Source organism: Helicobacter salomonis, from assembly GCF_017979425.1.
Classification (GTDB): Bacteria; Campylobacterota; Campylobacteria; order Campylobacterales; family Helicobacteraceae; genus Helicobacter; species Helicobacter salomonis.
This window is the reverse complement of sequence record NZ_JAERIS010000005.1, coordinates 15,425-35,434: the sequence shown is the minus strand read 5'-3', so window position 1 is coordinate 35,434 and position 20,010 is coordinate 15,425. Positions and strand designations below refer to the sequence as shown.

General features: G+C 46.5%; 13 protein-coding genes. 10 read left to right on the top strand and 3 right to left on the bottom strand.

Features of this window, described 5'->3' with window-relative positions; genetic code table 11:
- The first annotated feature begins 127 nt into the window (after positions 1–127).
- From KCO92_RS02005 to KCO92_RS01985, 5 genes are all read left to right on the top strand, one after another.
- Positions 128–8,788, top strand: coding sequence for a DNA-directed RNA polymerase subunit beta/beta' (locus KCO92_RS02005; protein WP_104696025.1), 8,661 nt, complete (start codon positions 128–130; stop codon positions 8,786–8,788).
- Between the two features lie 65 nt (positions 8,789–8,853).
- Positions 8,854–9,246, top strand: coding sequence for a 30S ribosomal protein S12 (gene rpsL / locus KCO92_RS02000; RefSeq protein WP_013468810.1), 393 nt, complete (start codon positions 8,854–8,856; stop codon positions 9,244–9,246).
- Positions 9,247–9,255: 9 nt separating this feature from the next.
- Entirely contained in the window at positions 9,256–9,723 is a 468-nt protein-coding gene (gene rpsG / locus KCO92_RS01995; RefSeq protein ID WP_104696026.1) for a 30S ribosomal protein S7, read from the top strand.
- A gap of 9 nt (positions 9,724–9,732) precedes the next feature.
- Positions 9,733–11,811 (top strand): elongation factor G, encoded by a 2,079-nt coding sequence (gene fusA / locus KCO92_RS01990; protein ID WP_104696027.1) that lies wholly within the window; start codon positions 9,733–9,735, stop codon positions 11,809–11,811.
- Between the two features lie 162 nt (positions 11,812–11,973).
- Positions 11,974–14,256 carry a polysaccharide lyase family 8 super-sandwich domain-containing protein gene (locus KCO92_RS01985; protein WP_233710506.1) on the top strand — a complete coding sequence of 761 codons (2,283 nt, stop codon included), beginning with the start codon at positions 11,974–11,976 and terminating at the stop codon, positions 14,254–14,256.
- A 3-nt stretch (positions 14,257–14,259) separates the two neighbouring features.
- On the opposite strand, the gene KCO92_RS01980 is transcribed toward KCO92_RS01985, so the two are convergent.
- The 3 genes from KCO92_RS01980 to KCO92_RS01970 are packed head-to-tail and all read right to left on the bottom strand — an operon-like array spanning position 14,260 to position 16,091.
- Complete coding sequence (locus tag KCO92_RS01980) at positions 14,260–15,180, bottom strand: tetraacyldisaccharide 4'-kinase (protein WP_104696028.1); 921 nt, start codon at positions 15,178–15,180, stop codon at positions 14,260–14,262.
- Positions 15,177–15,923 carry an NAD(+) synthase gene (gene nadE / locus KCO92_RS01975; RefSeq protein WP_104696029.1) on the bottom strand — a complete coding sequence of 249 codons (747 nt, stop codon included), beginning with the start codon at positions 15,921–15,923 and terminating at the stop codon, positions 15,177–15,179. The genes KCO92_RS01980 and nadE overlap by 4 nt, the downstream gene beginning before the upstream one ends.
- The gene (locus KCO92_RS01970; protein ID WP_158653021.1) at positions 15,924–16,091 is read right to left on the bottom strand and encodes a hypothetical protein; all 168 of its coding nucleotides are present in this window, start codon (positions 16,089–16,091) and stop codon (positions 15,924–15,926) included. It abuts the gene before it with no gap.
- Between the two features lie 208 nt (positions 16,092–16,299).
- On the opposite strand from KCO92_RS01970, the gene rpmE reads away from it, so the two are divergent.
- The 5 genes from rpmE (at position 16,300) to KCO92_RS01945 (ending at position 19,831) form a co-directional block, all read left to right on the top strand.
- The gene (rpmE, locus tag KCO92_RS01965; protein ID WP_104696060.1) at positions 16,300–16,503 is read left to right on the top strand and encodes a 50S ribosomal protein L31; all 204 of its coding nucleotides are present in this window, start codon (positions 16,300–16,302) and stop codon (positions 16,501–16,503) included.
- A gap of 3 nt (positions 16,504–16,506) precedes the next feature.
- Entirely contained in the window at positions 16,507–17,349 is an 843-nt protein-coding gene (rsmI, locus tag KCO92_RS01960; RefSeq protein WP_104696030.1) for a 16S rRNA (cytidine(1402)-2'-O)-methyltransferase, read from the top strand.
- Positions 17,346–18,029, top strand: coding sequence for a TrmH family RNA methyltransferase (locus KCO92_RS01955; protein WP_104696031.1), 684 nt, complete (start codon positions 17,346–17,348; stop codon positions 18,027–18,029). Before rsmI ends, KCO92_RS01955 begins: the two co-directional genes overlap by 4 nt.
- Positions 18,029–18,997 (top strand): hypothetical protein, encoded by a 969-nt coding sequence (locus KCO92_RS01950; protein ID WP_104696032.1) that lies wholly within the window; start codon positions 18,029–18,031, stop codon positions 18,995–18,997. The genes KCO92_RS01955 and KCO92_RS01950 overlap by 1 nt, the downstream gene beginning before the upstream one ends.
- 66 nt (positions 18,998–19,063) lie before the next feature.
- Positions 19,064–19,831 (top strand): hypothetical protein, encoded by a 768-nt coding sequence (locus KCO92_RS01945; RefSeq protein WP_233709709.1) that lies wholly within the window; start codon positions 19,064–19,066, stop codon positions 19,829–19,831.
- Positions 19,832–20,010: the final 179 nt, after the last annotated feature.

Sequence of the window (20,010 nt, the reverse complement as noted above, 5' to 3'; positions counted from 1 at the left end):
TTCAAAGGATGGGGGAAATGCTATTTCAAGGGATTTCCATGCGTATTTGCTAAAGCAGACATTTTAGGTAAATGCGTGTGACTATTTATCTACAATGCCAACTTTACACATCCCACAAAGGTTCAACATGCAATATTCAGCCTTAGCGCACCGCTTGCGTGCGGATTTCACTAAATTGACTCAGGAGTTGGAAGTTCCCAATTTGCTATTGTTGCAAAAAGACAGCTACGAGGCGTTTCTCTACCCCAAAGAGGGGCGTGAAAGTGGGATTGAGCGGGTTTTCAAAACCGTCTTCCCTATTCACGATACCCAAAACCGTGTCAGTCTGGAATATGTAGATTGTGAATACGGCAAAGGTAAGTATACTGTGCGCGAAGCCATGGAGCGGGGCATCACCTATTCCGTGCCCTTGAAAATTAAAATTCGTCTGATTTTATGGGAAAAGGATGCTAAAACCGGGGAGAAGTTGGGGGCTAAGGATATTAAAGAACAAAGTATCTTTATCCGTGAAATCCCCTTGATGACCGATCGCACTTCTTTCATTATCAATGGGGTAGAGCGGGTGGTTGTCAATCAACTACACCGAAGTCCGGGCGTGATTTTCAAAGAAGAAAAATCTACCACCAGCGCTAACAAGCTCATTTACACAGGCCAAATTATCCCCGATCGCGGGTCATGGCTCTATTTTGAATACGACGCTAAAGATATTTTGCATGTGCGCATCAACAAGCGCCGTAAGGTTTCTGCTACCATCCTTTTCCGTGCACTGGGCTATAGTAAACAGGATATTATCCGTATTTTCTACCCGCTTTTGAAAGTACGCTATGAACAAGGCAAATACTTTATCCCCTTTGAGAGCATTAACCTCAGTGAAAGAATTGAATTTGACATCAAGGATGCCCAGGGAAATCTCTTGGTCGCTGCAAACAAAAAGGTTAGCAGCAAAAAGACTAAGGAGCTCAAAGAGAGTGGGATCGAATGGGTGGAATATCCCAACGATATTTTGCGCAACCGCTACTTGGCTGAGCCCATTGTAGATGCACAGGGAGAAATGCTGCTCGATAGTCTTACTCTGCTAGAAAATTCTAAATTAGAAAAACTCAATGAAGCGGGGGTGTGCGAATTTTTGATTGCTAACGATTTGGCGCTAGGCCATGATGTTGCGTTGATTCATTCTTTTTTAGGCGATGCAGATGCCCTGCGCTTGCTCAAACAAAGTGAAAAGATCGACGATGAGAGTGCTTTGGCCGCGGTGCGCATTTACAAGGTTATGCGTCCGGGTGATCCAGTGACTCCTGATGTAGCTAAGGCTTATGTGCAACAACTCTTCTTTGACCCTGAGCGCTACGATTTGACGCGTGTAGGGCGCATGAAGATGAATCACAAATTACATGTGAAGGTGCCCGATTATGTTACCGTGCTCACCCATGAGGACATCATCGCCACCATGAAATACCTAATCAAAATCAAGAATGGACAGGGGCAAATTGACGATCGCGATCACTTAGGCAATCGCCGTATCCGTGCGGTGGGCGAGCTCTTAGCTAACGAGTTGCATGAAGGCTTGATGAAAATGCAAAAAACCATCAAGGATAAACTCACCACCATGAATAGCGCATTAGACGCACTCATGCCTCATGACCTTGTCAATTCCAAGATGATCACAAGCACCATTTTAGAGTTTTTTATGAGCGGACAGCTCTCGCAGTTTATGGACCAAACCAACCCGCTCTCTGAGGTTACGCATAAACGCCGTCTCTCCGCTTTGGGTGAAGGGGGACTAGTCAAGGATCGTGTAGGCTTTGAAGCCAGAGATGTGCACCCTACACACTATGGACGCATTTGTCCCATCGAAACTCCTGAGGGGCAGAATATCGGATTGATCAACACGCTTTCTACTTTCACACGCGTAAATGAACTTGGCTTCATCGAAGCCCCTTACAAGAAGGTAGTGGATGGTAGAGTGAGTGATGAAGTGGTGTATCTCACGGCTATACAAGAAGAAGGCCAGGTGATTGCCCCAGCAAGTACGCGCATAGACGCGCAGGGCAATATTTTAGATGATTTTATTGAAACACGCGTGGGTGGGGAAATTGTCATGCGCGAAAAACACAAAGTAACTTTGATGGATTTGAGTTCGCGCATGCTCGTGGGGGTAGCGGCGTCCTTGATTCCTTTCTTAGAACATGACGATGCCAACCGCGCGCTCATGGGCACTAACATGCAACGCCAAGCTGTCCCCCTTTTAAAAGCCCAAGCCCCTATTGTGGGAACTGGGATTGAGAGCATTGTGGCACGCGATTCGTGGGGGAGTGTCAAAGCAGCGCGCAGCGGGGTGGTGGAAAAGGTCGATTCGAAAAATATTTACATTTTAGGAGAAGGGGAACAAACCTACATTGATGCCTACTTGTTGCAGAAGAATCTACGCACCAACCAAAACACTTGTTTTAACCAAAATCCCATTGTGAAGGTAGGTGATCGTGTGGAGGCGGGGCAAATTATCGCCGATGGTCCTAGCATGGACAGAGGTGAGTTGGCTTTAGGCAAGAATATCCGTGTGGCTTTCATGCCTTGGAATGGGTACAACTTTGAAGATGCTATTGTGGTGAGCGAAAAAATTACTAAGGATGATGTGTTCACCTCAGTGCATGTCTACGAAAAAGAGATCGAGGCACGCGAACTCAAACACGGCATTGAGGAATTTACTCCAGACATTCCTGATGTTAAGGAAGAAGAGGTGGCTCATTTAGACAGTGGCGGGATTGTCAAAATAGGCACCTATGTCAGTGCGGGCATGATTTTAGTGGGTAAGGTCTCCCCGAAGGGAGAGATGAAAAGCACGCCTGAAGAGCGTTTGTTGCGCGCTATCTTTGGGGATAAGGCCGGGCATGTAGTGAATAAATCGCTCTACTGCCCTCCTTCTTTAGAAGGCATTGTGATTGGAGTGCATATTCTGACTAAGAAAGGATATGAGAAAGACGCGCGCGCAATCAGTGCTTATGAAGATGAAAAAGCCGCGCTGGACATCGAGCATTACGATCGTCTTACTATGCTCAATCGCGAAGAGCTCTTGCAAATTAGCGCCTTGTTTTCTAAGGAACCTCTGCAAGAAAGCACCACACTCAACGATACCACTTACCCTAAAGGCGGTAAAATCCCCAAAGAGGTGGTGATGGAAATCAATCGCTTTGGATTAGCTTCTCTAGCCAAAAAATACAAAAAAGACATTCAAGATCAATTTGAACATATCAAAGCCAACTTCTTGGAGCAAAAGAAAATTTTGGGAGAGGAGCATGAGGAAAAACTATCCATCTTGGAAAAAGACGATATTCTACCCAATGGCGTAATCAAAAAGGTAAAGGTTTATATCGCTACTAAGCGTAGGCTCAAGGTGGGGGATAAAATGGCTGGACGACACGGCAACAAGGGAATTGTTTCTAACATCGTGCCCATTGCTGACATGCCCTACACTGCCGATGGAGAACCTGTAGATATTGTGCTCAACCCTCTAGGTGTGCCAAGCCGTATGAATATTGGGCAAATCTTGGAGGTGCATTTAGGGTTAGTGGGAAAACAACTGGGTGCGCAAATTGACATGCTTTTAAAAGACCACACTCAGGATATGCTAACTAAGTTGCGTGCCAAGATGCTCGAAATTGCCCATGCAGTCAATATCAAAAATGACACTCTGGCTAAAATGCTAGAAAGTTGCTCGGATGAGACCTTACTTGCCTACGCGCGTGATTGGAGCTCGGGTGTAAAATTTGCTATCCCCGTTTTTGAGGGCATTAGCGAAGAGCAATTCAAACGCCTCTTTGAACTAGCCCAGATCGATCCTGATGGCAAAGTGGAGCTCTATGATGGGCGCACGGGCGAAAAGATGAAAGAGCGGGTCAATGTAGGCTATATGTATATGCTCAAGCTTCATCACCTAGTAGATGAGAAAGTGCATGCTAGAAGCACGGGACCTTATTCTTTAGTCACCCAACAACCCGTAGGAGGTAAAGCACTCTTTGGAGGCCAACGCTTCGGGGAAATGGAGGTATGGGCACTCGAATCCTATGGCGCAGCACACACGCTCAAAGAAATGCTCACGGTGAAGTCTGATGATATCAAGGGGCGCGAGAACGCTTATAAAGCCGTGGCACGGGGCGAACATGTGGGTGAGTCTGAAATTCCCGAAACCTTTTATGTGTTGACCAAAGAGCTGCAGTCTTTAGGGCTGGATGTGAATATTTTTGGAGATGATGTGGATGAGCTTGGTGCGCCCAAACCCATCGCCATTAAAGAAGACGAACGCCCTAGAGATTTTAGCTCTTTTCAACTCACTTTGGCTAGCCCAGATAAAATTCGCGAGTGGAGCTATGGGGAGGTGAAAAAACCCGAAACCATCAATTACCGCACTCTCAAACCTGAACGCGATGGTCTCTTTTGTATGAAAATCTTTGGGCCTACCAAGGATTATGAATGTCTGTGTGGGAAATACAAAAAACCCCGTTATAAGACCATTGGGAGTTGTGAGAAATGTGGCGTGGCAATCACCAGCTCTAAGGTGCGATCTTTTCGCATGGGACATATCGAGCTGGCCACCCCAGTAGCGCATATCTGGTATGTCAATTCCTTACCCAGTCGTATTGGCACACTTTTGGGCATTAAAATGAAGGATTTAGAGCGCGTACTCTACTACGAGGCCTATATCGTGCAAGAACCCGGGGAAGCCTTTTACGATAGTGAAAACACCAGACCGGTTTGTAAATACGATATCTTGAATGAAGAACAATTCCAGAGCATCGCGCGCCATTATGAGGGCAGTAGTTTTGTAGCGCACATGGGGGGTGAAGTGATCAAGGAACTCTTAGAGGAGTTAGACCTAGTTTCTTTACTCAAAAGCCTCAAAGATGAGATCAAAGAAACCAATTCAGATGCCAAGAAAAAGAAACTCATTAAACGGCTTAAAGTGGTGGAAAGCTTTTTAAATTCAGGCAATCGCCCCGAGTGGATGGTGCTCACTGCTCTACCCGTATTGCCTCCAGATTTAAGACCTTTGGTCGCTTTGGACGGGGGTAAATTTGCTGTGAGCGATGTCAACGAGCTTTACCGCCGCGTGATCAATCGTAACCAGCGCTTGAAACGCTTGATGGAGCTGGGTGCACCTGAAATCATCGTGCGCAATGAAAAACGCATGTTGCAAGAAAGTGTGGATGCGCTTTTTGATAATGGGCGCAATGCCAATGCGGTTAAAGGGGCAAACAAACGCCCCCTTAAATCCCTCTCTGAGATCATCAAGGGCAAGCAGGGGCGTTTCCGCCAAAACTTGCTGGGCAAGAGAGTGGATTTTTCAGGCCGTAGTGTGATCGTGGTGGGACCCAATTTGCAGATGGATCAATGTGGCTTACCCAAGACAATGGCTTTAGAGCTCTTTAAACCCCATTTGCTCTCTAAGCTCGAGGAGAAAGGCTTTGCCACAACCCTCAAACAAGCCAAGCGCATGATCGAGCAAAAAACCAATGAGGTTTGGGAATGCTTAGAAGAAATTGTGCACAACTATCCCGTCTTACTCAACCGCGCTCCCACTTTGCATAAGCAATCTATTCAGGCTTTTCACCCAAAACTCATCGATGGTAAAGCCATTCAGCTACATCCTTTGGTGTGCTCGGCTTTTAACGCCGATTTTGATGGCGACCAGATGGCCGTGCATGTGCCCCTTAGTCAAGAGGCGATCACGGAGTGCAAAGTCTTGATGTTGAGCTCCATGAATATTCTCTTGCCTGCAAGCGGAAAAGCGGTGGCAGTGCCCAGCCAGGATATGGTGTTAGGGCTCTATTATCTCTCGTTGGAAAAAAGCGGTGTGCTAGGAGAGCATAAGCTCTTCTCGAGTGTGCATGAAGTCCTCACGGCCATTGATGCTAAGGAGTTGGATATCCATGCCAAAGTACGCGTGCTACAAGGCCATCATGTTCTGCACACAAGTGCTGGGCGCTTGGTGCTCAAGTCCATTTTACCAGACTTCGTGCCCCCTCACTTGTGGAACAGGGTGATGAAAAAGAAAGACATTGGGGTTCTAGTGGATTTTGTCCATAAAGAGAGCGGGATTGGTAAGACGGCGCGCTTTTTGGACGATCTGAAAATGTTGGGCTTTAGATATGCTACCAAAGCAGGCATCTCCATTTCCATGGACGATATTATCACTCCAACTCATAAGATACGTATGGTTGAAGAAGCCAAAGAGAGAGTCAAGTCTATCCAGGGGCAATTTGAAGCGGGAAATCTAAGCGACCAAGAACGATCAAATAAGATCATTGACATTTGGGGTGAAATCAATGAATTGATGGGTAAAGAGATGATGGGAGCCATCGCTCAGGACAAAGAGGGCTTTAACTCCATCTACATGATGGCTGATTCGGGCGCACGGGGTTCAGCCGCTCAAATCCGACAACTCGCCAGCATGCGTGGTCTGATGACTAAGCCAGATGGTTCTATCATTGAAACTCCTATTATTTCCAACTTTAAAGAGGGCCTAAATGTGTTAGAGTATTTTAACTCGACGCACGGAGCACGCAAAGGGTTAGCCGATACCGCACTTAAAACTGCCACAGCCGGTTATCTCACCCGTAAACTCATTGATGTGGCCCAAAATGTTAAGGTGGTGCAAGAGGATTGTGGCACGCATGAGGGTATTGAGATCACGGATATTACAGTGGGGAGTGAACTCATTGAGCCCTTGGAGGAGCGCATCTTTGGGCGTATTCTGGTAGAGGACATCATCGATCCGCTGACCAATGAAATTTTGCTTAACACCGATACCCTGATTGATGAAGAAAAGGCAAAAAAAATCATCGAAGCGGGGATCAAATCCGTTACCATTCGCACTCCTGTTACCTGCAAAGCCCATAAGGGGGTGTGTGCGAAATGCTATGGTCTGAATTTGGGTGAGGGCAAAATGGTCAAACCTGGAGAAGCTGTTGGGGTGGTGGCCGCCCAATCTATTGGGGAGCCGGGCACGCAATTGACCTTGAGAACTTTCCATGTGGGTGGAACAGCTTCTAGGAGTCAAGAAGAGCGTGAGATCGTGGCGAATAACGAGGGCTTTGTGCGTTTCTTCAATGTGAAAACCTATCGCAATAAAGAGGGGAAAAATATCATCATCAACCGCCGCAATGCGGCAATTTTAGTGGTGGAGCCCAAGATCAAAGCTCCTTTTGATGGAATCTTAAAAATTGATCATAGCCATGAAGAAGTGATGATGCGTGTGGTGGGCGAATCGCAAGAGGTGCGCTTTGTATTACGCAAAAGCGATGTGGCTAAACCCAATGAGTTAGCCGGCGTGAGCGGTAAAATTGAAGGTAAGATTTATTTGCCTTATGATAATGACCATGTGGTACGCCAGGGGGGTAGTATCGCAGATATTATCAAAGATGGCTGGAATGTGCCTAACCGCATCCCTTATGCCAGTGAGATCGCCATTAACGACAACGATCCGATTACACAGAATATTACCGCTAAAGAAAAAGGTGTTGTGAGATACTACAACTTGGTGGGCGATCATCTGGAGCGTGCTCGAGAGATTAAAGTAGGCGATGTGGTAGAGGAAAAGGGGCTTTTTGCCGTTGTGGCCGATGAAAACGATCAGGAGGCAATTCGTCACTACATCGCGCGCGGTTCAATTGTGAGAACCCAGGACAATAGTGCCGTGGAAGCGAGCACTTTGTTAGTTGAGGCTAATCAAGAAGCGAAAAACCTCATTGCCACATGGGACCCTTATAACACACCTGTTATTGCAGATGTAAAGGGTGTGGTGCGCTTTGTAGATTTGATTGTAGGTGTGAGCATTAGCACCAAAGAGGACGAAAACACAGGGGCTATTTCCACGACAGTCAATGAACATGTCCCCAGCGATCTCAAACCCCGTCTTTATATCGAACGGGAGGAAGGAGAGGGAGTTTTCTACTCTTTAGAACCTAAGACCTCTATTGTGGTTGCTGAGGGTACGGAAGTGGAAGTGGCTGATGTCTTGGCCAAAATTCCTAAAGCCACCGCTAAATCTAAAGACATTACGGGGGGTTTGCCGCGCGTTTCGGATATCTTCGAGGCGCGCAAATCCAAACCCAAAGACACCGCCATTCTTTCAGAAATAGATGGTGTGGTGAGTTTTGGTAAGGCTGTCCGCAATAAGGAACGCGTGTTGGTTACTTCCCATGATGGGCGGAGCGTAGAATATTTCGTGGACAAGGGCAAGCAGATTTTGGTGCATCCCAACGAATTTGTACACGCAGGGGAAGCGATCACAGAGGGGGTGGTGAGTAGCCATGACATTCTGCGCATTAGTGGCGAAAAAGAGTTACATAAGTATATCGTGAGTGAAGTGCAACAGGTTTATCGCCGTCAGGGGGTGAGTATTGCTGATAAACATATCGAGATCATTGTGTCACAGATGTTACGGCAGGTACGTATCTTGGATAGTGGCGACACAAAATTCATCGAGGGGGATTTGGTGAGCAAGAAGCACTTCAAGGAAGAAAATCAGCGCATTTTAACTCTCAAAGGAGAACCCGCCATTGCTGAACCTGTCCTGCTGGGAATCACCCGTGCGGCTATTGGAAGCGATAGCATTATTTCAGCAGCCTCTTTCCAAGAAACCACCAAGGTGCTCACAGAAGCCAGTATCGCGATGAAAAAAGATTTCTTAGAGGACTTGAAAGAAAATGTTGTCTTGGGACGCATGATTCCTGTGGGAACAGGACTTTACAAGGATAAGCGTGTTTGTGTCAGAGTCGAGGAACACGACTAAGATAGAACAAAGATTGTTTAAGCTACAATGGCGGTTTTGGAAAGAAATTTAGAAAAAGGACGAGTGTGCCCACTATCAACCAGTTGATTAGAAAAGAAAGGAAGAAAATCCTTAAGAAAACCAAATCTCCGGCTTTGGTGGAATGCCCCCAAAGAAGAGGGGTTTGCACGAGGGTTTATACCACAACCCCTAAAAAACCTAACTCTGCCCTTAGGAAAGTTGCCAAGGTGCGCTTGACAAGTAAATTTGAAGTCATTAGCTATATTCCCGGAGAGGGGCATAATTTGCAAGAACACTCCATCGTGCTTGTACGCGGAGGTAGGGTTAAGGACTTGCCCGGGGTGAAATACCACATCGTGCGCGGGGCGCTAGACACCGCTGGGGTGAATAAACGCTCGGTTTCTCGCAGTAAGTATGGGGCTAAAAAAGCCAAAGCCGGGGCTGAGAAGAAAAAATAAAGGGAATAGATGAGAAGAAAACGAGCACCCATTCGAGAAGTTTTGGGCGACCCAGTTTACAACAGCAAGGTGATCACCAAGTTTGTTAACAAGATGATGTATGATGGTAAGCGGAGTGTAGCAGAGAAGATTATCTACGCAGCGCTCAATAAGATTGAGGAAAAAAGCGGAGAGAAGGGCATTGAGGTTTTTGAAAAGGCCTTGGAAAATGTGAAACCCTTATTGGAAGTGCGCTCTAGGCGTGTGGGCGGGGCAACTTATCAGGTGCCCGTAGAAGTGCGCCCGGCCCGCCAACAATCCTTGTCTATTCGCTGGATTTTAGAAGCTACTCGCAAGCGCAATGAACGCATGATGATTGATAAATTGGCTAATGAATTATTGGATGCAGCCAGTGATAAAGGGGCAGCTTTTAGAAAAAAAGAAGAGATTCACAAAATGGCAGAGGCCAATAAAGCCTTTGCTCACTATCGTTGGTAGGCGGAATACATGGCACGTAAAACTCCTTTAGAAAAAATTAGAAATATTGGGATTGCCGCCCATATTGATGCGGGCAAGACCACTACCTCTGAGCGTATTTTGTTTTACACTGGGGTCAGTCATAAGATTGGCGAGGTGCATGATGGTGCAGCCACAATGGACTGGATGGAACAAGAAAAAGAAAGAGGAATTACCATCACTTCAGCTGCCACCACTTGCTTTTGGCAGGATCACCAAATTAATTTGATCGACACCCCCGGGCATGTGGATTTCACCATTGAAGTAGAGCGCTCTATGCGTGTGCTCGATGGTGCAGTGGCGGTGTTTTGTTCAGTAGGAGGGGTGCAGCCCCAGAGTGAAACCGTGTGGAGGCAAGCCAATAAATACGGCGTGCCCCGCATTGTGTTTGTGAACAAGATGGATCGCATTGGGGCTAATTTTTACAATGTGGAAAACCAAATCAAAGAGCGCTTGAAAGCTAACCCCATACCCATCAATATCCCCATTGGCGCAGAAGACACTTTTCAGGGCGTGATCGATCTGGTTGCCATGAAAGCCATTATATGGAACAACGAGGCAATGGGGGCTAAATACGATGTGCAGGACATCCCTAGCGATCTGCAAGTCAAAGCTCAAGAATACCGCGATAAACTCCTAGAGGCCGTAGCTGAACAAGATGAAGCTTTGATGGAGAAGTATTTGGGTGGAGAGGCCCTAAGCGTGGAAGAGATCAAGCATGGGATTAAAGTCGGGTGCTTGAACATGGCGCTCATTCCTATGCTCTGTGGCTCCTCTTTTAAAAATAAAGGCGTGCAAACCTTGCTAGATGCCGTCATCGACTACCTACCTGCTCCCACAGAAGTAGCGGATATCAAGGGAGTAGACCCCAAGAGTGAAGAAGAGATCAAGGTGCAATCTGGGGACGAAGGCGATTTTGCTGGGTTGGCTTTTAAAATCATGACCGACCCCTTTGTAGGGCAACTCACCTTTGTGCGGGTGTATCGTGGGAAACTCGAATCAGGAAGCTATATTTATAATTCCACTAAGGATAAAAAAGAACGGGTGGGTCGTTTACTCAAAATGCACTCTAATAAACGCGAGGATATTAAGGAAGTCTACGCAGGCGAAATTTGCGCCTTTGTAGGACTCAAAGATACCTTGACAGGGGACACGCTCTGTAATGAAAAGAGCCCCGTGGTGCTAGAGCGCATGGAATTTCCCGAACCTGTGATCCACATCGCTGTTGAGCCTAAAACTAAGGCTGATCAAGAGAAAATGGGCGTGGCTTTGGGCAAACTTGCCGAAGAAGACCCCAGCTTTAGAGTGATGACCCAAGAGGAAACCGGGCAGACCTTGATTGGAGGCATGGGCGAATTGCACTTAGAGATCATCGTAGATCGTCTCAAAAGAGAATTCAAAGTCGAGGCGGAAGTGGGTCAGCCTCAAGTGGCTTTCAGGGAAACCATTAGGAGCGAGGTACAAAAAGAGCATAAATACGCCAAGCAGTCTGGCGGGCGCGGGCAATATGGGCATGTCTTTATCAAGCTTGAGCCCCAAGAGCCTGGAAGTGGCTATGAATTTGTGAACCAAATCAGCGGGGGCGTGATCCCCAAAGAGTATATCCCTGCGGTGGATAAGGGAATCCAAGAAGCGATGCAGAGTGGGGTTTTGGCGGGTTACCCAGTGGTGGATTTCAAGGTTACCCTGTATGATGGAAGTTATCACGAAGTAGACTCTTCGGAAATGGCCTTTAAGATTGCTGGTTCTATGGCTTTTAAGGAGGCTTGCAGAGCGGCTAACCCTGTGCTTTTAGAGCCGATGATGAAGGTCGAGGTTGAAGTGCCTGAAGAATATATGGGCGATGTGATCGGGGATTTGAATCGCCGCAGAGGGCAGATCAACGCGATGGAGGATCGCTTAGGGCTTAAGATCGTGAATGCTTTTGTGCCTTTGGTGGAAATGTTTGGTTATTCCACCGATCTGCGCTCTGCCACCCAAGGTCGGGGCACCTATTCGATGGAATTTGACCATTATGGTGAAGTACCTGCTAACATCGCTAAGGAAATTGTAGAAAAACGCAAGGGCTAAGTAGTGGTTCATCTCTTGGTGGAAAAGCCAGAAGTCTAAGTAGGACACTTGGCACAGGCTAGTTAGCTGGTGTTGAGTAGGTGTAGGGTTTTTTGGGGGGATTGTTCAGCTAGGTTTATTATCACGGATACATGGATATAATAACAGCTGGAATGTGCTTTTATGCTTGAGATTTTAACACGACTAAGTATCGCGCTCACCGCGATGCTGTGGGTTGTATGTGGGTGTTTTTTAGAAGCGGGCACGCCATCTAGCGCGCAAATCCGCTATATGCAAACCAACTTCAGGCAGTATCTCTTAGATTTTACGGAACAAGACATTAAGCAGGGTAAGCGGGCTATGCGCTCCCTTGCCCTAAATTCTACTGTGATTTTTAGTCAATACCCTGACCTCACGCAAGTCAAGCAGCTGCATGGCAGTCTAAAAGGACTTGCGGATTTAGCCAAACTCTACGCCAACCCTCAGAGTCCACATTACAGAGATATCAGTCTTAAAACGAGTATCCTAGAGGGCTTGAAAATTTTTGCTAGGTATTATGCTGTGGAGGGGATGGAGGTGGGTAATTGGTGGCCCTGGGAAATTGGCATTCCTAAAACTCTCAATGAAATTTTAGTCATCATGGGCGATTCCATTCCTCCCCCTTTACAAACGACCTTATTGCAAGCCCAAGCCTATTATCAACCAGACCCTAGATATTCTGGCTTGAGCGTGGGTGCGCGTAGTAGCACCAATCCTAGGGCCAGAGAGAGTCAGGGGGCTAATCGGGTGGACACCGCTTTCATTGGACTTATTAGGGGGGTAGTACAACAGGACCCAAACCAGATTTTAGCGGCCATAAAGGCGGTGAAAAGCGCGTCTACAATCGTGCATGCAGGCAATGGCTTTTATGCAGATGGGTCGTTTATTCAGCACGAACATGTCCCCTCAAATGGGTCGTATGGGATAGTGCTTTTAAAAGGTTTAGCCCAGTTTATGGTCGTGCTCGAACACACTCCCTTTAGCCAAAACCTCATCGATCCCGGGCTTTATGCGAGTGTGCTTAAATCCTATCCCTACTTTCTCATTCAGGGGGGCTTAAACGCTTCGGTGTGTGGCAGGAGTATTAGCCGCGATCGTGAAAATGATTTCAGTAGGGCCAAGGGTTTGATAGAGGCTCTAGCCATCCTCTCAGAACACGCCCCTAGTCCTTATAAAAACCTCTTGCAGAATTTGATCGCTCAAAATCTTAAATCTCAACCTAATCTAATCAACACTAGCCATACCATCTCTCAAAAAATCCTAGCACGCATTGCCGCAATAAACTTCCCTCCCCTATCCTTAAAACCTGTGCAAATCTTTGGAGCGATGGATCGAGCCGCCCAAAGGGGCACGCGTGGGGGGCAAATCGTGCTTGCCCTGCATTCAAATCGCATCTTAAACTACGAAACCATGAATGGTGAAAATCTCAAGGGTTTTGATAGCAGCGATGGAATGAGTTATATTTATGGGGATGCCAATGCATTTATAGACTTTTGGCCCCTTGTCAATCCCACCAAATTGCCCGGCACTACCGAGTTAAAAGGTCAGGAAGAAGTTCTTCAAAGACGGGGTAATTTGGGGTTGCAGTCTTGGGCGGGTGGAGCCTCTAATGGGATATACGGCTTTGTGGGTATGGATCTGCAAAAGGTGGGTTTTAGGGCACAAAAATCCTATTTGCTTATGGGCAATGCCATGGTAGCACTGGGTAGCGTGCAAAGCCCTAAACCCACAATCACAGCCATGGATAATCGCAAAATCAGTCCCCAAAATGCAATCTATACCAATGCGCAAATTCTCCAACAGAGTGCTAGCTTGACAAAAAAAGGAGATACTCTCAACTTTAGCAATCCAATTAAGCACAGCAACATCGGTTATGTTTTACTACAAGACATGCAGGTTTCTGTTGACAAGGTGTCAAGACAGGGAAGTTATGCAGACATTGGAGGCAGGAGTACGCGCACCCTAGAAGCCCCCTTTTTAGAGGCAATTATTCATCATCCACCCAAACAAGCTTCTTACGCTTACTTAGTCTTGCCTCAATTTAGTCCTCAAGAAGTGCAAAACTACCCATTGGAAGATATTGAGATCATCGCTCAAAATCCTAAAGTCCACGCCTTGCGTCTCATTTCCAAAAACCTGCTGGCCATTAATAAATACCAATCTGGCTGGCTTAAAATAGGCGATTTACAATTCAAGGAACCTCTCTCCATTTTAGAAATCAAAACCCAGCACCACCTACAACTCAGCATTGCTGACCCCACTCAACAACTCACCAATCCCATCACTCTGATCTTAGAGGGCCGCTACAGCCTAGCCAACTCAAAATCAAGCGCGCAGCTCACCTACAAGGGCAAACACACTTATTTAAGCTTGCAAACCCTCCCCCTCGGTGCCTCGCTAGTGGTTGAGTTGGTGAAAACCTCCTAAATACTAGACTTGTAGCCCTGCTTGTATCTGGCACACATAGTCGCAGATGTTTTGTAAATGCTGGGCTTGAATCTGTAATTTCAGCTCTAAAATACTCAAAGGCAAAGAGCAATCTTGGAGTTTAACCGCGTCTTTGGTGGTAACCAGTAGAGAAGTCGCCTTGTGCGCCCTAAATGCCTTTTGCAGGGTTTGTTGGTCAAAATAGGCGTGATCTTTAAAATAGAGTTTGCCCACCACTTCGGGCAAGTAAGAATCTAAACGGCTGGGGTTAGCAATGGCAGTTACTAGGAGCATTCTAGGACTGGGGCTACTCACCCACACTTGACGGGTGTAATCTTTTCCTTCTTGTAAAAGCAAATCCGCCTGTTTGTAGCCACGCAAAAACTCCCGATATGCCCCGCTGGGCAACACAAAATCAAAGTAAGGCGCGCGCTCTGGTTTGAGCACAATATTTAATTTCTTAAAGTTAAAGCGAAACCCATCATCTAATAGGATCACCTGCGCGCCCAACTCTTTAGCCCTTAAAATGCCTGCCCTGCGATCAGCACTCACCACCACACTAGCTTTTAGGCGACTGGCGCACAAAAACGCTTCATCCCCAGCTTCTCTCTGCTCTACTAAGAGGTGTCCGCGCTCACTCACCACCACTAAGCCCTTAGAAGTGCGTCCATAACCCCGACTAACTACACCCACATGCAAGGGTTCTAAAATCTTGCCCAATTCTAAAATAAAGGGAGTTTTGCCACTCCCTCCCACTACTAGGTTACCTATACTAATAATAGGAATCTCCAAATCCTCATAGGGGGCTAGGGCGCGCTTGAGGGTGGCAATGCCCCCATAAATGAGCGAAACGGGCAAGAGCATGTAGGCTAAGAGTTTCTGCCCCCTGGTAGGGGTGTAAAAATAGCGTTCAATCCAAGTCATAGAAAACTAGGAGGTTGGCTCTTAAAGGCGTTTTTTTGCACTCTACTTACAATGCTTGCCACCAAGTCAGGCATATATCCTAGAGCACATAGCGCGCCAGCATCAATGTGTACCGGGTTTTCCCAGCGCGCACTGATTTCTTGCAAGAGTGGGTCAATTTGGGTGTAACTAAAACCCAAATCTGCCTCATCACTCTGTCCGCTATAGAGGTCTGCGCTGGGGGGTTTGCTTAAAATCTCTTGGGGGATTTCTAGGGCTTGGGCTAGGCTATATACTTGGCTTTTAAAAAGGTGGGCAATGGGGTTAATTAGCCATGCCAAATCCCCAAAAAGCGTTCCATACCCTAGCATGATTTCGCTCCTATTGCTCGTGCCCACCACCAACGCGTTAATTTCCATAGAAAAATCATAGAGCAAAGCCATGCGCATGCGTGCACAGAAATTGCCCACACGCCCCAAACTCACATCAAGGTTATTGGCTTTGAATAACGCTTCATAGGGCGCGATGGGGCGCTGCGTGTAAGGGATATTAAAGTGATTGCACAGAGCGATCGCATCTTCTGTAGCACTGGAAGTGTGGGTAGCAGGCATTAAAAGCGCGTGCGTAGGCAAGACTCTTTGGCATAACACACCCACTAACGCGCTATCTACCCCCCCGCTCATCCCCACTACAAAACGCTCAAAGCCCCTTTGTGCACCCTGAGTTTGCAAAAACAAGAGAAGTTGATCCAGGATATTTTTCATTTACAAATCCGGCAAAAATTTGGCACACTTAGGATTGAGGGTGTTATCTTGATCGCGGATAGAAAGATAGGGGTTACAACCTAAGTAATAAACCTCGCCCTTGCGATTTTGGATGGTAAAACTCCCGTCCCCATTAATCTCAAAGGTGTATTTTTGTCTCTCTAGCATCCAGCTCCTACTCCAAGAGTCGATCCCTCAAAAATATGGAAGGCATTATAGCGCAACATGGTGGCAAACAAGGTGATTGCCATGTATCTGTGTAAGAGAAAAACCTCTCTTCACTAATGTCAAATCGGCGTATTTAAATGCTGAAATTACTCAAACACTTAAGCAAAAATTAGTTACAATGGCGCAAAAAGCTTGTGGAGAAGTGAGCATGAAGAAGGGAATTCATCCAGAGTATGTGCCTTGCAAGGTAACTTGCGTTACAAGTGGGAAGCAAATTGAAGTGTTGAGCACCAAGAGTGAGTTGCGCATCGATATTTCGAGCTTTTGCCACCCCTTTTACACAGGGAGTGATAAAATCGCCGATACCGCAGGGCGTGTGGAGAAATTCAGACAAAAATACAAAATGCAGTAAGTTTTGTTGAGTTTATTGCCCACCCCCATTGGCAATTTGAAGGACATGACATTGCGCGCTTTGGAGGTTTTAGCGCGTTGTGATGTGCTCCTGTGCGAGGATGTGCGCGTAACCAAGAGGTTGTTATTCCTACTCGCTCAGGAAGGGGTTTTGAAAACCCCTGAGCAGTCGTTTTACTCTTTCCACTCCCATAATCAGGAAACATTTTTGAGTCAGATGGGGAGTTCTTTTTTTCAGGGTCGGCATGTGGGATTTGTCAGCGACGCAGGTATGCCCTGTGTGAGTGATCCAGGAGCTAGACTGGTAGACTTTGCTCAAGAACATGGCATTGAGTATGAGGTTTTGCCCGGTGCGAGCGCATGCGTGAACGCTTATAGCGCGAGTGGTTTTACTGCAAAGTCGTTCCATTTTGTGGGCTTTTTGCCTTCCAAGAATGTGGAACGGCGTGCTAAGATTGCTAAACTTGTTGCCAGTTGCACTGCATTGCAGGAGGAAGTCGCATGTGTGATTTATGAGAGTCCTAGACGTCTGCTGGAAACCTTGGATGATCTAGCTTCCATCCTGCCTGAGTACCCCCTATTTGCTATTAAGGAGATGACCAAGCTCCACGAACAGCGTCATAAGGGTAGTGTGCTAGAGGTCTATCAGAAGCTCAAGGCTCTTCCACCCAAGGCTTTACTTGGAGAGTGGGTGTTGGTGTGCGCCATGCGTCCACGCGCGGAGCCTAGCCTCTCTTACCAAGAGATTGCGGACATGGATCTCCCTCCTAAAATCAAGGCGAAACTACTGGCTAAACTTAAAGGAATTTCGACCAAAGCGCTTTACGCATTAGGCTTGGATGCATGATTATCTTTGGCAAGCAGGTGATCTTGTACATTCTGACGCATTATCCAGATGTGGTTTTAGAATGGTATTTGGCTAAAGAGGTGGATAAAAAAATTTTTGCGCGCCTGCGTGCCCATGCTAGAGAGTATCAAAGTACCATTACACGCATAGATTCTCAAAAAGCCCAAGCTATGGTAAGGGGTGGCAATCATCAAGGGTTTTTGGCTAAGGTGCGTCCTCCCCAAAGCACTACACTGGCTACACTCAAAACATTGGACCGAATCCTCGTGCTATGTGGTTTGAGTGATGTGGGAAATGTAGGTGCATTATTCCGTAGCGTTGCATGTCTGGGCTTTGAGGGGGTGATCATGGACACACATCTGCCCTACGAAGGGTTGGTACGCACGAGTATGGGCGCGCTCTATGAAGTGCCATTTTGCATATACCCGCATTTATTAGATGCTCTACAAGAACTCAAAGATGCTGGCGTGCATCTCTATGGCGCACACATGCAAGGGCAAGATGTACGCCAGATGGTATTTGAACACCCCTTAGCAATTTTTCTGGGCAGTGAGGGAGCTGGCTTATCTCCCAAAATCCTGCGTAAAATGGATCAAATTGTGCGCATTAGCATGCAGGGTAGGATAGAGTCGCTCAATGTGAGTGTGGCGGGAGCAATTATTATGGACAGGACACGATAATGGAAGACCAAGCAAAACTAGCAGAATTGGACAAAAATCTTGCCTCTCTCAAAGAAAGGGGTATCCAAGAAATTGCCCAAACAACCAAGATCGCTCATCCCAAGATCACGGCAATTTTAGAGAAGCGTTTTGAAGATTTGCAACGCGTGCACGCAGTGGGTTTTATTCAAATTTTAGAGAAAGAGTATGATCTGAACTTGGGTCAATGGCTTATAGAATACGATAAAAGCTTTTTCTTCAAACCTCCTATAGAGGATAAGCCTGATACATCAGAGAAGTCGCCCTTTGTGAATACTCCTCGCTCGGACCCAGAAGCACTTGCTTCTTTCCAACCTAAAAAAACTTCGAAGCTGACGTGGGTTTTGCCCTTGGTTTTGCTGGTAGGAGTTGGGGCCTACATTTATTACAATCGCTACACTCCATCACAAGAACCAAACCAAAAACAAGATACATCTACACCATCTCCTACCCAGGATAACGCAGAGTCTAGCGTGGCTGAACCGACTTCAACCATTCCAGAATCTGCCCAAAAAACTCCAGAACCCAGTGTATCTCAAGCCCCACAAGCAGAAACACCACCTCCAACAACTCCTGCTTCCAATCAAGAGGAAAAACAAATTACCCAAGCAAATCAACAGGTCCAGGAGGGTTCGCCATCTCAGGAGGCTGCTCAGGAGGCACCCATTGATAAGTCTAAGGTAATCGTTATCACACCCAAGGAAGAAGTGTGGATGGAGCGCATCGATTTAAATACTAGGAAAAAGACTCAAGTTACCATAAGAGATCCCCTTATTTTAGAAACCAAGGGGCATAAATGGCTCCTAGCTTTTGGGCGAGGCAATGTATCTTTAGAGGCCAATGGCCAAGTTTCTGATTTCCGTCAGGATAAGCCTTTAAGACTTCTCTATACACCCAAAAATGGTTTACGCCGCATCAGCTATACCCACTATCAAGAACGGAGTAAATAAGTCTTGAGATTTCTAGCATGCCTGGCAATTCTCGCAACTTGGCATGGGTTTCTCCTGGGCGATGCCTTGGAAGACAAAATCAAGAATCTGGTGGGTGAAAAGTTTTATCAGGTCAATAAAAACTTCATCTGGCGTGTGTTTAACAAACGCGAGACATTTTACCAGCAAGGGCAGCTACAAGTCAAAAAAGTGGTGGACGCTTTGAAGGACAATGGTCTCTTACCTTTGAAATTTGGCAAACCCAGCACATTGCAGGTGAGTTTTCAAGCGAAAACTTCTCCTCTATTGCTTTTGAAAACCATCCAAAGTGTGCTTGCGTCCATGGGCTATGCGTATTTTACGGTCTTGGAGGTGGATTACAAAGACGCATGGAGCAAAGCAGTCTTTACACTTAAGACAGAATACGCCCTAGACCCAAACTTGATCGCTGTGCTTTTCGCTAGGAAAGGTTTCATCTTAGCGGATTTAAAACGCAATAATTTGCGGGACTGGGTGTATTATTTTGGAGTGCGCACTCCAAAGTTAGCTAATGCAACTACGATCATTCCCTCAGGCAATTACTTGGCGCTTAAAGAAATTAGCGGAGAGTATTGGTTGGACATGGGCTATAGCGGCAGGTTACACATCATTGCCAACACGCCCGAATGGTATCCTCAAATTAGTTTTTTTGATTCTTCATTACACATGCTAGATTTTACACATAGTGTCAAGGCCACCCCGCAGGTGAATTTAGATATACCCGATCGCGTGCGCTTTATCAGGATAAGCGACATGAAGAATCCTCTTGTGCTTAAAGCGGGTATTAGAGTGCTCCTAGAACCTCTACAACCTTAAACGAGTCTTAGTTTTGGTTATTCTGTTATAGGGATAGTAGCATGTGGGCACTTCACGATGGAAGTGCAAGCACTTAGTTTAGTTATGCTACAATCCCTACGATCGTCCTCTGGAAGTGGTCTTGTGAGAGGCGTTCGATGTGGAGTTTTGTTAGTTAGTGTCCTTTGGGACACTTTAGT

Coding starts and splice junctions, on each gene's coding strand:
- KCO92_RS02005 (WP_104696025.1), top strand. CDS start 128: ATGCAATATTCAGCCTTAGCGCACCGCTTGCGTGCGGATTTCACTAAA.
- rpsG (WP_104696026.1), top strand. CDS start 9,256: ATGAGAAGAAAACGAGCACCCATTCGAGAAGTTTTGGGCGACCCAGTT.
- fusA (WP_104696027.1), top strand. CDS start 9,733: ATGGCACGTAAAACTCCTTTAGAAAAAATTAGAAATATTGGGATTGCC.
- KCO92_RS01985 (WP_233710506.1), top strand. CDS start 11,974: ATGCTTGAGATTTTAACACGACTAAGTATCGCGCTCACCGCGATGCTG.
- KCO92_RS01980 (WP_104696028.1), bottom strand. CDS start 15,180: ATGACTTGGATTGAACGCTATTTTTACACCCCTACCAGGGGGCAGAAA.
- nadE (WP_104696029.1), bottom strand. CDS start 15,923: ATGAAAAATATCCTGGATCAACTTCTCTTGTTTTTGCAAACTCAGGGT.
- KCO92_RS01970 (WP_158653021.1), bottom strand. CDS start 16,091: ATGCTAGAGAGACAAAAATACACCTTTGAGATTAATGGGGACGGGAGT.
- rpmE (WP_104696060.1), top strand. CDS start 16,300: ATGAAGAAGGGAATTCATCCAGAGTATGTGCCTTGCAAGGTAACTTGC.
- KCO92_RS01955 (WP_104696031.1), top strand. CDS start 17,346: ATGATTATCTTTGGCAAGCAGGTGATCTTGTACATTCTGACGCATTAT.
- KCO92_RS01950 (WP_104696032.1), top strand. CDS start 18,029: ATGGAAGACCAAGCAAAACTAGCAGAATTGGACAAAAATCTTGCCTCT.